13 protein-coding genes are annotated in these 15,228 nt (G+C 68.0%); 7 read left to right on the top strand and 6 right to left on the bottom strand.

Annotation, left to right across the window (positions count from 1 at the left end):
• Positions 1-99 precede the first annotated feature (99 nt).
• A complete protein-coding gene (locus G6O54_RS05650; RefSeq protein ID WP_165221378.1) occupies positions 100-963 on the bottom strand; it encodes a fumarylacetoacetate hydrolase family protein in 864 nt (287 codons plus the stop codon).
• 209 nt (positions 964-1,172) lie between these two features.
• On the opposite strand from G6O54_RS05650, the gene G6O54_RS05645 reads away from it, so the two are divergent.
• The 5 genes from G6O54_RS05645 to G6O54_RS05625 all read left to right on the top strand — a co-directional run bounded on the left by G6O54_RS05645 (position 1,173) and on the right by G6O54_RS05625 (position 7,929).
• On the top strand, positions 1,173-2,453 hold the full coding sequence (locus tag G6O54_RS05645) for a beta-ketoacyl-[acyl-carrier-protein] synthase family protein (RefSeq protein WP_165221375.1): 1,281 nt from the start codon (positions 1,173-1,175) through the stop codon (positions 2,451-2,453).
• A gap of 344 nt (positions 2,454-2,797) precedes the next feature.
• On the top strand, positions 2,798-3,724 hold the full coding sequence (locus G6O54_RS05640) for a lysophospholipid acyltransferase family protein (protein ID WP_165221372.1): 927 nt from the start codon (positions 2,798-2,800) through the stop codon (positions 3,722-3,724).
• A gap of 245 nt (positions 3,725-3,969) precedes the next feature.
• Positions 3,970-5,346 carry an aminotransferase-like domain-containing protein gene (locus G6O54_RS05635; RefSeq protein WP_165221369.1) on the top strand — a complete coding sequence of 459 codons (1,377 nt, stop codon included), beginning with the start codon at positions 3,970-3,972 and terminating at the stop codon, positions 5,344-5,346.
• A gap of 140 nt (positions 5,347-5,486) precedes the next feature.
• Positions 5,487-6,701 carry an LptF/LptG family permease gene (locus G6O54_RS05630; RefSeq protein WP_165221366.1) on the top strand — a complete coding sequence of 405 codons (1,215 nt, stop codon included), beginning with the start codon at positions 5,487-5,489 and terminating at the stop codon, positions 6,699-6,701.
• Positions 6,702-6,759: 58 nt separating this feature from the next.
• A complete protein-coding gene (locus G6O54_RS05625) occupies positions 6,760-7,929 on the top strand; it encodes an LptF/LptG family permease (RefSeq protein ID WP_165221363.1) in 1,170 nt (389 codons plus the stop codon).
• A gap of 43 nt (positions 7,930-7,972) precedes the next feature.
• Here the strand turns inward: G6O54_RS05625 and G6O54_RS05620 are convergent, their stop codons facing one another.
• Positions 7,973-9,616, bottom strand: coding sequence for an ABC1 kinase family protein (locus G6O54_RS05620; protein WP_165221360.1), 1,644 nt, complete (start codon positions 9,614-9,616; stop codon positions 7,973-7,975).
• A gap of 130 nt (positions 9,617-9,746) precedes the next feature.
• Between G6O54_RS05620 and G6O54_RS05615 the strand changes: the two genes are divergently transcribed.
• Positions 9,747-10,070 (top strand): hypothetical protein, encoded by a 324-nt coding sequence (locus G6O54_RS05615; RefSeq protein ID WP_165221357.1) that lies wholly within the window; start codon positions 9,747-9,749, stop codon positions 10,068-10,070.
• A gap of 104 nt (positions 10,071-10,174) precedes the next feature.
• On the opposite strand, the gene G6O54_RS05610 is transcribed toward G6O54_RS05615, so the two are convergent.
• The 4 genes from G6O54_RS05610 to G6O54_RS05595 form a co-directional block, all read right to left on the bottom strand.
• On the bottom strand, positions 10,175-10,699 hold the full coding sequence (locus G6O54_RS05610; protein WP_165221354.1) for a TPR end-of-group domain-containing protein: 525 nt from the start codon (positions 10,697-10,699) through the stop codon (positions 10,175-10,177).
• A gap of 292 nt (positions 10,700-10,991) precedes the next feature.
• On the bottom strand, positions 10,992-12,176 hold the full coding sequence (locus G6O54_RS05605) for an ADP-ribosylglycohydrolase family protein (RefSeq protein ID WP_165221351.1): 1,185 nt from the start codon (positions 12,174-12,176) through the stop codon (positions 10,992-10,994).
• 819 nt (positions 12,177-12,995) lie between these two features.
• On the bottom strand, positions 12,996-13,271 hold the full coding sequence (locus G6O54_RS05600; RefSeq protein ID WP_165221348.1) for a hypothetical protein: 276 nt from the start codon (positions 13,269-13,271) through the stop codon (positions 12,996-12,998).
• Positions 13,272-13,522: 251 nt separating this feature from the next.
• Complete coding sequence (locus G6O54_RS05595; protein ID WP_165221345.1) at positions 13,523-14,089, bottom strand: DUF2617 family protein; 567 nt, start codon at positions 14,087-14,089, stop codon at positions 13,523-13,525.
• A 371-nt stretch (positions 14,090-14,460) separates the two neighbouring features.
• On the opposite strand from G6O54_RS05595, the gene G6O54_RS05590 reads away from it, so the two are divergent.
• Positions 14,461-15,210 carry a class I SAM-dependent methyltransferase gene (locus G6O54_RS05590; protein ID WP_165221342.1) on the top strand — a complete coding sequence of 250 codons (750 nt, stop codon included), beginning with the start codon at positions 14,461-14,463 and terminating at the stop codon, positions 15,208-15,210.
• Positions 15,211-15,228 lie beyond the last annotated feature (18 nt).

Here is a 15,228-nt window from a genome sequence, read left to right as displayed (position 1 = left end):
CCCGTCCCATGAAAGGGCCGCGATTCGGGCCGGCTCGAGTGCCGGCCCGGGTCCGCGGCCTTTCTCGTGGGCCCTCGCGGGCGAGCGCCAGCCCGCCGCTCAGTCGGGATCGCCCTGGATCACCGGATTCACGAGCGTGCCGATCCCCTCCACCGAGATCGAGACCACGTCCCCTGCCCTGAGGCTGAAGTCATCCGGCGGCACGACCCCGGTCCCGGTCAGGAGGATCACCCCGTCCGGGAAGTGATTGTCCCGGCCCAGCCAGCCGATCAATTCCTGAAAGGTCCGGACCATCCGCGACAGGGGCGTGGCGCCGGCCCATGCCGTCCGGCCGTCGCGTTCGATCGACACGCCGATCTCGGACCCGAGCAGATTCGGCACGCTCGCCGTCAGTGCGATCGCCGGCCCCAACCCGCAGCACGCGTCATAGACCTTCGCCTGGGGGAGATAGAGGGGGTTCTCCCCTTCGATGTCCCGGGCGCTCACGTCGTTGCCGATCGTGAACCCGACGAGCTCCAGCCCCGGCGACAGGACCAGGGCGAGCTCCGGCTCGGGGACCGTCCATTTCGTGTCCTTCCGGACCCGGATCGGACGTCCCGGCCCCGCCACCCGGCCCGGCGTCGCCTTGAAGAAGAGCTCCGGCCGCTCCGCCCGGTAGACCATGTCGTAGAACGTGGCCCCCTGCTCCGACTCCTCCTGGCGGGCCACCTTGCTCCGCTCGTAGGTCACGCCCGCCCCCCACACCTCCTGGCGATCGATCGGGGCGAGCAACTGGACGTCGGCGGCCGGTAGCCCCGGCCCCGACTCGCGCCGCAGGGCCCGGATGGTCTCCGCGACGTCCTCCGCGCCCAGGATCTCCGACAGGGCGTGATCGCCGGTGGCGAGGAGATGGACCCAGTCGTCCTCGAGGAGTCCCGCGTGCGGCGTGGGCTCGTTGTGCAGCGTGTACTTGATCAGGCGCATGCGAGAACCTTCCGTTGCGGTAGGATGAATAGCCGCTCGCCGCTCTCCGGGGGGCGCGGGCCGGGACCGACACCATGCGTCACCCGGGATGATTCGCAGGATAGCGGGCGGGCCCGCGGCTGTCATCTCCCGAGATCCCCAACTGGAACAGTCGTCGCCGGAGCTGTCGATCCGACAGTCCGTCCGATTCGCCGGAGGAGCACGCCAAGATGCCGGATGCGTCGCGCCAGAGGATCTTCGTCGTCGGCCTGGGGGCGACGACCTGCCTGGGCCCCGACCTGGAGACCACCTGGGACGCCCTGCTTGCCGGCCGGTCCGGGATCCGCCGCCACGACTCCCTGGGCCGCGACGCGTTCCTCCAGGACGTCGCCGGGATGGTTGATGGACTGGAGCCGGACGGCGGCACCGGCGATCGAAACGTCTCCCGACTCTCGGCCCGGTTCATCCTGCTGGCGCTCAAGTCCGCCCGCGAGGCCTGGGCCGACGTCGGGCCGATGAAGGCCGGGGCGGAAGGCGGGGACTCCTTCGACCGGTCTCGCGTGGCCCTGGCCGTCGGCTCCGCATTCGGCGGCGTGGACTTCCTGCAGGCCCAGCAGGAGCGGATGAAGCGCCGCGCGGACCTCTCCGTGAGCCCGTTCCTGGTCCCCGGACTGCTCATCAACCAGGCCGCCGGCCAGATCGCCCAGAACCTCCACCTCCACGGGCCGAGCGTCGCCCCATCGAATGCCTGCGCCACGGGAGGCCACGCCCTGATCCTGGGCGCGATGGCCCTGCGGGCCGGGGATGCCGACCTTGCCCTCTGCGGCGCCAGCGAGAGCGCCTTCACCCCGGCGATCGTCAACGGCTTCGCCACCATGGGGGCCCTGTTTCCGGGCAAGCCCGGCGACCGGGCCGAGGCCGATGCCTCGCGGGCGAGCCGTCCCTTCAGCGCCGATCGCGACGGCTTCGTGATGTCCGAGGGGGCCGCCATGCTCGTCCTGGCGACGGAGTCCGCCGTCGAGCGCCTCGGGCTCAGGCCGCGGGCGGAGCTGCTCGGCTACGCGATGAACACCGATGGATACCACATGGCGATGCCCCACCAGGACCGGATCGCCGCCTGCCTGCGGGCCGCCCTGAAGAACGCCGGCCTCGAGCCCTCCGACGTGGACTACTACAATGCCCACGGCACGAGCACCGCGCTCAACGACCGGGTCGAGACGGCCGCCCTCAAGGAGGTCTTCGGCAGCCACGTTCGTGAGCTGCCGGTCAGCTCCATCAAGGGGGCCCTCGGCCACGGCCTGGGGGCCGCCGCGGCGATCGAGGCGGTCGCGTGTGCGAAGGCCCTGCTCGATCAGAAGATCCCGCCGACGATCAACTACCGACCCGACCCCGAGCTCGACCTCGACTATGTCCCGGACCAGGCCCGTTCCGCCACCCTCCGCACCGTGATGAGCGCGTCATTCGGATTCGGCGGGACGAATAACGTGCTCGTCTTCGGTCGGGCAGAATGACCCCGATTGGCCCCGGACCTGCCCGGCAGATCGGTCCTCACCGATCAAGCGACCCGGGCTCGTTCCCGAGCGAATCGGGATCGATCCCGAGCTCTCGAAGCCTCGCGGCGAAGCGCTCGGCCTCGGTGCGGTCGCGGTGAGGCCGCCCCCGGCTGCCATCGCAACTCGAACATCAACCGCGACGTCCCGGCCCCCTTCATGGCGGTCGATCGGGAATCTGGGATTGCCAGCCATCGCCGGTCGTGCCAGACTTCCCGCGCCGCAGGGGATGGATGGCCGGCCGGCTCGCGAAGGCGATCGCGTGCCTGCTGCGCGCTCGGGGGGTGGTGGGGGAGGATCCGTCGATGGAACGACGCGGGTTGAACGTTCGGAAAGCGATGTTGAAGCGGGCACTGCCCATCCTCCGCTGGCTGCCACTGACCGCGGCGTCGCGAGTGCTCTGCGGCTTCGGGAAGCTGGAATACCGCCTGCATCGGCCACTTCGGCACGCCTTCGAAGAGGCCGTCGGCGGGGCGAGCCGGACGCTGGAATGCGACTGGGACGTCTCGAAGGTGAGCCGGGAGCTCGCGGGGAATCAGTTACTCTGGCGATCGCGCGACATGCTCCTGGACGGCAACTCCGACGAGCGGGCACTGGCCATGTTCCGGGTCGCGGGCAAGGAGCACCTGGATGCGGCCCTGGGGGAGGGGAAAGGCTGCATCGTCCTCACGAGCCACTTCGGCGCCCACATGATGCCGGCCCACTGGCTCTACCGGCAGAACTACCCGGTCCGGCTCTACATGGAGCGCCCCCGGAGCATCTCGCGGTACATGGCCCGCCGTTTCGACTCGGACGGGCCGCTCGCCCAGGACAAGCTGTTCATCTCCCGCAAGGGGGACTCGACGGACGCCGCCGGGTCGATCCTTCGGGCCACGCGGGTCCTCCGCTCGAAGATGGTCCTGTTCATCGCGGGCGACGTCCGCTGGGCCGGCCAGATGACCGAGACGGCGATGTTCCTGGGCCGGAGGATGCGATTCTCGACCACCTGGATCCTGCTCGCGGCGATGTCCGGCGCACCGGTCCTGGTGGTCACCTGCCCGATCGGGGCCGACCGCCGTTATGACCTCGAGTTCCGGCCGGCCTTCCACGTCCCGTCGGACGTCCAGAAGTCGGGACAGGTCGGCGAGTGGGTCCAGCGCTTCCTGTCGATCGTCGAGGACCAGATCCGCAGGCATCCCGCCAACAGCAACGATTACCTCTTCTGGGAGGATGGCAAGGACGAGGCGGCCTGACTCCGCCCCGCTCCGGCCCGTTCCCGGGCGGTTCCGCATCGAGAACGTTCGGATATAATGAAGGGAACGGCCGGACGGAATCGGCTCGAGCGAGCCCGCACCGCCCGAACCACGGCGGTGAGGCTCGTGTCTTGCGGCCTGAGTGCCCGCCTCCCGCCCGCTCGCTCCGCCCATCCGGTCTGTCACCACCCGATGGACCGTGGCGGAGTTCATGCCGGGCGTCGCGCCCGACTTTCGAGGATTGCATGCAGACCGAACTTGACACGCTGGCCGAGGTCGCTAGAGTACCCGGCGACCCGTCGGATCGTCCTTCCCTGATCCAGCCCTCGCGGACGACCTCGCCGCGGATTTCCCTGAGCCAGGCCGCCATCCGGACGAGCGCCCCGTCGATCACCAACCTGATGCGGATGGCGCTGGAGAATCCCGGGATCGTCTCGCTCGCGGCCGGTTTCGTGGACCAGCAGACGCTGCCGGTGGACGTGGCCTCGCGAGCCGTCGGTGCCCTCATGGCCGATCCGGTCGAGGGCCGGCGGTCGCTCCAGTACGGGACGACGATCGGCCTGCCCGAGCTTCGGGAGCGACTGGTCGGCCGGCTCGAGGGGTCGCAGGGAGTCAGCCCGGGAACCTACAGGGAGGCGATCGCCCGCACGGTGGTCACGACCGGATCCGCCCAGCTCATCTACCTGGTCTGCGAGGCCCTCCTGGACCCGGGCGACATCGTCCTGGTGGAGTCGCCCACGTATTTCGTCTTCCTCGGCCCGGTGGAGACGCGGGGCGCCCGCGGGATTCGCGTGCCGATCGACGAGGGGGGGCTGCGGATCGATGCCCTGGAGGACGCCTTCACGCGGCTGCAGGCCGAGGGGCAGCTCGATCGAGTCAAGCTCGTCTACACGATCCCCGAGCATGCCAATCCGACGGGAATCAGCCTGGCGGCCGATCGTCGCCGGCCGCTCGTGGACCTGGTCCGGCGCTGGTCGGCGACCGCCGGCCGGCGGATCTTCCTGCTCGAGGACGCCGCCTACCACGGCCTCTCCTACGGCGAGACCGAGCCGCGCAGCCTATGGAGCCTGGATCCGGACGGGGAGACGGTCATCCTGGCCCGCACGTTCAGCAAGACCTTCAGCCCCGGCGTGAAGATCGGATACGGGATTCTGCCGAAGGGCCTGGTGGAGCCGATCCTGAGATTGAAAGGGAACCACGACTTCGGCTCGGCGAACCTCAACCAGCAGTTGCTCGAGCGGGTGCTGGCGACCGGGGACTACGACCGCCACGTCGATGATCTTCGGCGGCTCTACGGGAGGAAGCGGGACATTTTCCTCGGGGCGCTCGATGCGACGATGGGGAAGTTCGGGGGCGACGTCCACTGGACCCGGCCGCATGGGGGGCTGTTCGTCTGGATGACGCTGCCGGAGGGGGTGGATACGGGCTTCGAGGGGGCCTTCTTCGCGAACTGCCTGAAGCAAGGCGTGCTCTACGTGCCGGGCGAGTATGCCTTCGCGCCGGAGCCCGGCCCGGCGCCGAGGAACCACATGCGGCTCTCGTTCGGGGTGCCCGGCGAGCCGGAATTGATCGAGGGGGCGCGGCGGCTGTCCGCCGCGCTCGAGACGAGCTTGAGCCCTTGAAGGGCGACCTGACCTGAAGAACCCGCCGTCCGGCCCGACAGGAACGTCGGGCCGTGGGGCGAGCGGGGCCGCGCGGGCGAGGGGATCCGATCGGAACCCTCACCGGCGCGGGGGCACGGAAGCGGAACGGGGGGGCCGTCGTGAGCATCTTGCAACGGTACGTCTGCGGGGAGGTGCTTCGCTCCTTCCTGCTCTCTCTGCTGACCATGAGCGCGATCTTCGTCCTGTTCATGGTCGCCGCCGAGGCCATGAAGAGCCGCCTGCTCTCGCCCAGAGACATCGCCGAGCTGATTCCTTACATCATCCCGAGCACCCTCCCCTACACGATCCCGGTCTCCCTGCTCTTCTCGGTGACGGTCGTCTATGGCCGGATCGCCGGCGACAACGAGGTGATCGCGGTCAAGGCCGCGGGGCTGAGCGTGATGACCGTGATCTGGCCCACCCTCTTCCTGGCGGCGGCCCTCAGCGGCGTCCTCGTCTTCGTCAGCCGGGGCTGGATCCCCCGCAGCGCCCACAACGCCAAGATGGTGATCTTCAAGGATGTCGAGGACACCTTCTACAAGCTCCTCAAGCGCGATCGCGAGTTCAACACCCCGGGCTGGCCGTTCTTCATCAAGGTCAAGGACGTCGAGGACCGGGTGATGCTCGGCGCGATCTTCAAGAAGAAGGGCAAGCGGAAGGACAACTCGGACACGTTCACGGCGGTCGTCCACGCCAAGAAGGCGCGGATGCAGTTCGACTTCCCGAACAGCATGGTCCGAGTGACGCTCGAGCAGGCGGAGGTGCAGAACTACGGCGAGAAGGAGGAGGACGTGATGCTCGTGAACAACGACGTCCTCGAGATCCCGATCCCTGCGGATGGTCAGAAGCCGATGCAGCGGGCCGTCCAGGAGTACACCGACGCGGAGATCGATCGGGAAGTCGCGGAGGCGCGGAAGAAGATCGCCACCGACCGCCTCCGCGAGACCGTCCGCGCGGGATTCCAGTTTGCGACCGGCCGCTACGAGGAGGTCGCCTGGGGGACCCTCCAGAAGGCCCAGGTGGAGAGCTCTTACTACAAGCGGAAGATCAACGAGCTGACCACCGAGCAGCATCTCCGCACCTCGATGGCGCTGGGGAGCCTGCTCTTCGTCATCCTGGGGGCGCCGGTCGGGATCCTCTTCGCCAAGCGCGACTTCCTCAGCGCGTTCATCTCCTGCTTCGTGCCGATCATCACCCTCTATTACCCCCTGATGCTGTTCGGGGTGAACATGGGCAAGGAAGGGACGATGGAGCCGATGAGGGCCCTCTGGATCGGCAACGGCGTCCTCGCGCTCCTGTCCGTCTGGGTCTATCCGCGAGTCATCAAGTACTGATTGGTGGAAATGTCACCGGCCCTGGTCGGGCCGGGCCGTCCTGCCGGGAGATCCCGACGTGCGAATCCTCGATCGCCAGCGGTACTGGGCCTTCCTCAAGGCGTACGTGACCTGCTACATCTCGCTGGTGGGGCTGTGGGTCGTCATCGATGCGTTCAGTAACGTTGATGAGTTCATGAAGCGCTGCGATGGGTTCTCCGAGCTGGTCCAGGCGATGGGCCGATACTACCTGATCCACCAGGCGGCCTACTTCGACATGCTCGGCGGCGTGATCAGCATGATGGCGGCGATCTTCACCGTGACCTGGATGCAGCGGAACAACGAGCACCTGGCGATGCTCGCCGCGGGCATCAGCACCCATCGGGCGATCCGGCCGGTCCTGCTCTGCTCGGTGCTGGTGAGCGGCCTGGCGGTGTCGAACAAGGAGATGATCATCCCGCGATTCGCGGAGGACCTCCAGAAGTCTCACGACGACGACGGCACTCACAACGTGACGGCGATCCCCAGCCGGCTGGACGAGCGGGGGGTGATGGTGTCCGGCAAGGAGGCGGTCCGGAACAGGCAGACGATCATCGGTCGGTTCAACGCCACGATCCCGGTGGAGATCTACGGCCAGTCCCGGGAGATCGAGGGGATGCAGGCGACCTACATCCCGGAGGAGTCGAAGCGGTCGCCCCTGCGCGGCGGCTGGATCGTCCGGGGGGCCAGCCTGCGGCCGGCGATCGAGCCGGATCTGCTCGAGCCGGGCGCGTCGATCGTCACCGAGATCAAGGATCAGGCCGGCTTCCCGGCCCCCGTCGTCAACGGGCCGCTGCTGGGCGAGACGTATTTCCTCAAGTCCTCGCTGACGTTCAAGGCGATGACGCGGAAGCCGGACTGGTTCCAGTACGCCTCGCTGGGGGAGCTTTTCGACGGCATGGCGGACCCCGCCAGCGAGGGGACGGAGCGGCTCTACATCGTGGTGGAGATCCACCAGAGGTTCCTCAAGCCGGTGCTCAGCCTGACGCTCCTGTTCATGACCCTCCCCCTGGTGCTGGGCAGCTACGGCCGGAACATGTTCGTCGGCCTGGGGCTGTCGCTGGGCAACTCCGCCCTCTTCTACGGCCTGAACATCGCCTGCCTCTACCTGGGCACCAACGCGGCCGTGCCCCCCGCGCTGTCGGCGTGGCTGCCGCTGTTCGTCTTCGCGATGCTGGCGACGTGGCGATGGGACCTGATCCGGACCTGACACGCGAAGCCCGTCGGCGAGAGGCCGGAGCCATGTTCGATCGCTAATCCCTCGACATGTTCCAGATCAGCCAGAGGCTGAGGATGATCCCGGCGGCGAAGCCGGTGTAGGCCAGCGAGGCCGCCCCCACGCGGAAGACCAGCGACGACGACACGAGCAGCCCGGCGATCACGATCCCCACGGCCAGCGTGTTGCTGGCCCGGGTGAGCTGGCGGACCAGGCGTTCGAAGCCCTGGAGGTCGAAGCGGACGTTGAGCTCGCCGCGCTGGATCGAGGCCAGCGACTGGCTGAGGAGGTCCGGCAGGAGGGTCGCGATCCGCTGGAGGTCCTCGACGGCCCGGGCCGACTGGTGGAGCATCCGGAGCGGGTGGAACCGTCGCATCGTGAGGCGGCGGAGGAACGGCTCGAGCTGGGCGGCGATGTCGAACTGGGGATCGAGCCTGCGGCCGACGCTCTCGATGGTCACCAGCGAGCGGATAAGGAGCACGAGGTCCGGGGGGATGTGCAGGTGGTAGGCGCGGATGAAGGCGATCAGCTCCTTCAGCAAGAGCCCGAGATTGATGCGGTCGAGGGTGAGCTGGGAGTAGGTCTGGACGAGCTCGCTCACGTCGCGGCGGAGCGCCTTGGAGTCGACGCCGTCGCCGCGGATGTCCAGGGCGTCGAGGGCCCTCACCACGCGGTCGGGATCCTGGAGGATCAGGCCGGAGAGGAGGTCGGCGATCCGTTCCCGGAGCGAGACGTCGAGCTGGCCGAACATGCCGTAGTCGAGCGGGGCGACGACGCCCCCTGGGAGGACCCGCAGGTTGCCGGGGTGGGGATCGGCGTGGAAGAAGCCGAACTCGAAGATCTGGCGGAGCAGGATCCGGGCGCCGGCGACCGCCACCGCCGCGGGGTCGATGCCCATCGCGCGGATGCCGTCGAGGTCATCGATCCGGACCCCTTCGATGAACTCCATGGCGAGGACGCGGGATGTCGAGTACTCCTCGACCGTGAACGGAATGTGAGCGGTGGGGTCGCCGGCGAATTGCTCGCGGCAGCGGATCATGGTCCTCCGCTCGATGGTGAAATCGAGCTCCCGCTTGAGGCTCCGTTCGAATTCGCGGGCGAGCGAGAGCGGCTTGTACGGGGCGAGGAACGGCAGGTGCCGCTCGGCGAGCTGGGCGAGGTTCTTGAGGATGTCGAGGTCCGCCTGGACGACCTTGTTGATGTCGGGACGGCGGATCTTGAGGGCGACCACCCGGCCGTCGAGGAGGACCGCCCGATGGACCTGGGAGATCGACGCGGACGCGACCGGCTCCGGGTCGAGCGACAGGAAGGCCTGGTCGAGCGGCCGGCCGAAGTCCTCCTGGAGGATCTCCGCGACCTGCTTGAAGGGGAACGGGCGCACGTCGTCGCGCAGGGCCGCGAGCTCGATCGTGTAGGGTTCCGGGATGATGTCCGGCCGCGTGCTCAGGATCTGGCCGAGCTTCACGAACGTGGGGCCGAGGTCCTCGCAGATCAGGCGGAGTCGCCGCGGACGGTCCTGGGGGACGACGTCGCCCCCGGTCGCGACCCGCTCGAGCGGCCTGACGATCCCTTCCAGGTGAAGAGCGGCGACGACGTCGTGGTAGCCGTGGCGGACCAGGGTCGTGAGGATCTGGCGGTATCGGGGCAGGTCCCGGAGGTGGCCGACGGTTTCTCGGATCAAGGTCCGGTGCCTCTCGCGGGGACGGACGGGACGGCGGGCGAGGCCGCTCCGTCTTGCGTCCTTTGCGAAATTTGGTTAAGCTATCACTGATGTGTGAGCCAGTAATGCCGGTCGTCTAGGGACACCATTCATGCCGATCCGGGAAGAGACTGGGATCCGTCCCCTCGAATCCCTCGAGGATTTCGAGGAGACCCGTCTTGAGGCCATCGGATTCATCTTTCACGGTAACGTCCCCGTTGCCAAGGGCAAGGGGTCGTCATCCGGGGGCTCGAATCTGCTCCATTTCGCACGCTGCCCCAAGCTTGAGAAGACGGGCGAAGGCGAGCTCAAGATCTGGTTTCGAAGCGTGCGAGTCGCCCACAAGCACCTCGACGAGCTGGTGGGGACCAAGAAATGGAAATGGTGCAAACTCTGCGAGCGAGAGATCACCCAGCGGGTGCTCGACGAGCGCTGACCACCCCCCTGCCGGGCTAGTCCCCGCCCTATCCCCCCCGAGTCGCGATCCGGTCGCGAGCCGATCGAGCTGAACCCTGGTGCGGCCCCGCATCGATCGACGGCTCAGGGCTTGTGCATCGGGCCTGCCACGAGTTCCTCGAACGCGGGAATCCCGCGGAGCCGACGGAAGTCCTCCTCGCCCGCGACCTGTATCCGGAGGTCGGGCTCGAGGCTGAGCGCCGCACGGAGCTCCTCGAGGGCCCGATCGGCATTGCCCGCGAGCGACCAGTAGCAGGCGAGGTTGTAATGGAGCAGCGAGTTGTCGGGATGGTGCCGACGGACTCGTTCGAGCGCGTCGATGGCCTGGGCCAGTCGATTGCTCCGCTTGAAGCACCAGCCGAGCGCCAGGGCGACGCGGGTGTCATCGGGCCGAAGGGTGGACGCGATCTCGAGCGGGGCGATGGCCTCGCGGTAGCGATCCAGCCGGCGGAGCGCCTCTCCGTGGATCAGGCAGGCTTCGAATTGCAGGCCGGGCCAGTCGCGGCGGCTCTCGAGGATCTGCAAGGCATGCTGCGGTAGGTCCAGCTCGAGATAACCCTCGGCTTCGTGAAGCCGGCGGCGGCTCCGGTCGCTGATGGTCCGACTCATCGCTGAACTGGCTCCCCGTGCCCGGATCGGTGGGCGGGACGCACCGAGGCTCCTGTCACCACCGGGCCGGAGTTCCCGAACGGACGATCGCCCCCTTCGACCCTCCGAAGGACCGCGTCGGGGGTCCGACGCGGCGGTTCCTCACCCCAACCTAGCTTACCGAAGCAGGCCTCCCCGCGCGAAGTGCGGTGGGGCGACCACGGATCCGTCAGGGAACCACCGCGATGTCGGGACCGTCGTCCGCGACCTGCCGCCACCTCCGCGGGCAGGTCGCCATGCTCGCGATCGGCGATCAGAGCACCCGATTGGCGCCGCGGTCACCCCCATTGCGGGACAGCGGGGCATGATTCTCGAGCGTCTCGCCCTCGATCCGGGTGAGGTGATGCTCGGTCGAGATCAGGTCGGGGATCTCCTGGCCCTCGATGGAGCCGTGGGCGAGCGCCCTGGCCCTGGCCTCGACGCCGTGGCGGTTCTGCAGGCCGTCGAGCCATCTCCTGGGGATCGCATCGATCCCGTAATGGGCCCCCGCGAGCGCGCCGAGGATCGCCCCCGCCGTGTCGGTGTCGCCGCCCAGGTTGATGACGTCGGTGAGGGCCTCTTCGAAGCTGTCGGTCGTCAGGAAGAGGTAGAAGCAGGTGGGGATGCAGGCCGGAGGGAAGCCCATCGTGGCCTTGCGGCAGGCGGGCACGGCGCCGTGGCGATTGGCCTCCTCGGCGAGGGACTGGAGGGCGCGTTCCCGCGGCAGCTCCAGGAGCGTCTCGGCATGGGCCAGCGCCCGGCTGATGGATCGGGCATGCTCCGGGAAGGAGAGGACGACCTCGCCGTAGTCGACCGCGATCTGGGCCTCATGGCGAGCGACGTCGGAGGCCACCCAGAAGAGCAGGCTGGCATCGCGCGGCTCCCCCGCGGCCATCCTCCGGACGCCATGCGCGACGGCGAGTGCGCCGGCCAGGCTGCGGACGTCGCGATGCGTCATGATGCTCGCCGCCAGGACCGCCCGATACAGCTCGTCCTGACGGTCCTCGAAGTAGAGCCCGACCGGCGCGATCCTCATCGCCGCGCCGATTCCGGCCGACGGGTGGCCGCTCCAGTTCGGGGGCGTACCCCCTTCCAGGTTGGCCAGCACCTTGCGAAAGCTCCGCCCGATCCCGCGATGGGCCCCGGCGAATGCCCCCCTGGGGTTCGCCAGGTCGAGGTAGATCCGGGCCAGGTGGTCCTGGTCGATCCGACCGTGCTGGAGGAGGACATCGCAGAGGGCCAGGGCCTGCTGCGTGTCGTCCGAGTAGAGCCCCGACATCCGCCATCGATAGGGCTTTCGCTTCCAGGCCTGGACACCGTCGACGTAGTTCTTGATCCGACCATAATGCGCCCGGATCTGCTGTGCCGTCAGGCCCTCGAGCGGCGCCCCGAGGGCGTCTCCGACGGCCAGGCCCAGCAACGATCCACGGACACGGTCGATTCGGGACAGATGAGGCATCGTGGCAATGCTCCTCGGATGCCGAATCGCTCGCCGGGAACCCCGGCAGCACCCTCGTCCGGACGAACGCAAGATACACGCCCGGACATTCGTCGCCAATTGAAATTTACGTCCCCGACCTTCGGCGCGACCATTGCGACGTCGCTATGGCACGGGGGGACCTTGATATCGTCGCCACTTAGGACGGCTCGCGAGACCCGAGAGTTTTTTCCATTTTCCTATCGGTTTCTTCATAACGGCCATGCGCGGGATCGACCCCCGGGTCGGACTTTCCGACCGTTTGACGTTCATGTGAACAGCGGCGTGGCGTGGCGGATCGAGTCGCCAAGACTTCGCGATCGGCCGGCCGTCGAGACCGCGGGGATATTGCCGCCCGCGATCCGGCCCCGACTGCACCTCAAGTATCGGCTCTCGTCGCCGCATCACGCACTCGCAGAATGCCGAAATCGCCTTCATCGCGTGCCGGCACTACCTAACCGTGTCAACCGTCGCGACGCGACACGACGTCGCCCCCAGACTCGTGCAATTGCGTATTCTTTCCGCGCATTCCCCTGGATGCAAGGCGAACACGCCTTGGAAAGCTGGAATGCACGATGAGTGGCGCAGCAATGCCGGACCAGACGGACCGCCAATCGGCCCGGCTGGGCGAGGTCCAACGGAGTGGGCGGCCATCGCCCGAGGTACGTCGATCGCGGCGGTTCGGCCGGCGTGAGGATGCGGCGGGGGCCGGTTCCGCCGCATCCTCCGCCCGACGGGGCACGATGGTGCCCCGAGGGCGGCTCGGACCGCATCCCGGCTCGCGACCTGGCGTCGGGTGGATTACTTCTTGAAGCCGCCGGAGACGTGGAACTCGGCGACCGACTTCCCCTGGGCGTTGCTCGGGACAATCTCGGTGTAGACGTTCCCCTTGCGGCCATCGGCGAGGATCAGGCGATAGCAGACCTCGTGATTCAGGATCCGGAGGTTCTCGCTGGCCATCTCGAAATAGCCGTAATAGGTCTTCTTCCCCTTGTGCTCGTGGCACGCGAGGTAGCCGTCAACCGGGTCGAGGACCACTTGCTCGCCTTCGAGGATCTTGCCTCGAATATGTTCCATCTTTTCCATCGTTCGCCTCCGGGAATGGTGGGCACCATTCCGCACTCGATCGGGGAGAAAGGTGATCAAGCTAGGCAGATTCGGCATGTCAGGGAGTCGCACATCTCCTGACATCACGCGAATCTTAACGCGTTTTCACGAAATGTGCAAGAAGCTGGCGTGACATGGCAGATCGCGGACGATCGCTCGATCCGACCTTCGCGTCGAGCCCGGCGCCGCGGAGGGACGGGCGGCTCGGGCCGGCCGGTGGCTTACCGGCTCCGGCCTTCGGGCGCGACCAGCTCGCAGAGGGAAGACGAGCGGACGATCGCATTCTCGTCGGGGAAGGTGTGGATCGCCAGCACGGTGAGCCCCGCGGCCCGCGGTTCGATGTGAACCTGGGAGATCGGTGCCGGAAGGAGGCGGTTCCTCGACCGAAGATGGTGGACCAGGTCCCCCTTCGGGAGGCTCACGGTCAACTCCTCGGACAGGTGGCGGAAGACGTCGGGATGCAGGTGCTCGACCTCGAAGCACGACTGGTATTCGATCGAGCCGTCGGGGTGGAGGCTTGCCGTGCGCTCCGACCGGATCGGCGAGCGGTAGAGGCGTCCCGGCTCCGGCAGCGACGTCTCCGGCCCGGCGAGAATCTCCGTGAGTCGGGCCCGGTCATGCCGGAAGATCACGGCATGGCCCCCTTCGATGATCCGGACGTCGGCTTCCCATCTGGGCAGGGAGACTCTGCGATGGGCGCGGGTCGCGAACCAGTCCGGGTGCAGCGCGCGACCGAACACCTGAAAGGCAAGCTCGGCGACGGGGGCCCGGCCAGATCCAATTCCCATCCCGCAACCTCCAGGGGAGACGTGGCCCGTCTCACGCGCGAATCGGGCACTGTCGCGGGACAACTCCCGCCCTCTTCGATTATAGAATCCCAGCGCAAGGGGCTCCAGTTGAGTGGATCCGATACACCGCCTCCGGCACGTTCGCCGGGTCACGATGGGGGGAGGCGAATCCCGGGCGGCCGCGCGGCCTTGACGAACGGGCAAGGATGCGTAGACTCACGCCGCGATTCTGCAACGAGGGCTCGAAGTCCCGGCAGGCGGGAGCGCCCGCGGCTACCCGCCGAACCGAGGATGCGACGCAAGCATCCCGCGGGCCGGACGGATCTCCCGAGCGACCGCCGGCTCGTACCGACCACGGATGGTGGAATTCCATGAGCATCCTGTCGCCTCCCCCGCTGGCCCTGCCGGTCCGTGCCTGGCAGGCCCTCCGGACTCGCGGGCCGCAGTACACCCTGCACAAGATCCTCCGGAGGTCCCTGAGCCGGTGGCCGGGCTGGAAGCGCCGCCTCGTCTACGCCGATCCTCGCCATTACTGGACGATGCGCGGGGGCTACGACTACTTCCGCGAGCAGGAGGGCCAGGCGGCCAGGACCGATCGGATCGAGTGGATCGCCGACCGGATCGCCGCCTACCGGCCCGACTCGGTCCTCGAGATCGGCTGCGGATACGGCAAGCTCCTCCGGGCCCTCCGGGTGCGACTCGATTGCCCCCTCGTCGGGGTGGATTTCAGCCCGACTCAGCTCGCGCAGGCCCGGGATTTCCTCTCGGACTCGAGGCGGGTCGACGTCGCCCTGGCCAGCGGGGCGAGGCTCCCCTTCGCCGACGACTCCTTCGACCTGGTGGTCACCTCGGCGGTCATCCTCCACAACCCACCGGAAGTCGCCGAGCGGATCCGTCGCGAGGTCCTCAGGGTCGGGCGTCGGCTCGCGGCGCACAACGAGGAAACGGACCAAAGCTACAATCGTTATGGATATGACACGGCCGCCTGGTATCGGGAGCGCGGCGCGGCCTTGCTGGAATGCGGGCCGATCCCGGCGGATTCCAGGCCGGAGTGCTCGCAGTTCTGCGTGGCCCTGATCCCCCGCGATCTCCCCGACGCCCCGGACGGCCGACGCGTCTGAATCACACCGACTACCGGA

Origin of the sequence: Aquisphaera insulae, from assembly GCF_011064615.1 — a bacterium.
GTDB lineage: Bacteria > Planctomycetota > Planctomycetia > Isosphaerales > Isosphaeraceae > Aquisphaera > Aquisphaera insulae.
The sequence above is the reverse complement of the archived record's forward strand: the minus strand, read 5'-3'. Positions and strand labels throughout refer to the sequence as shown.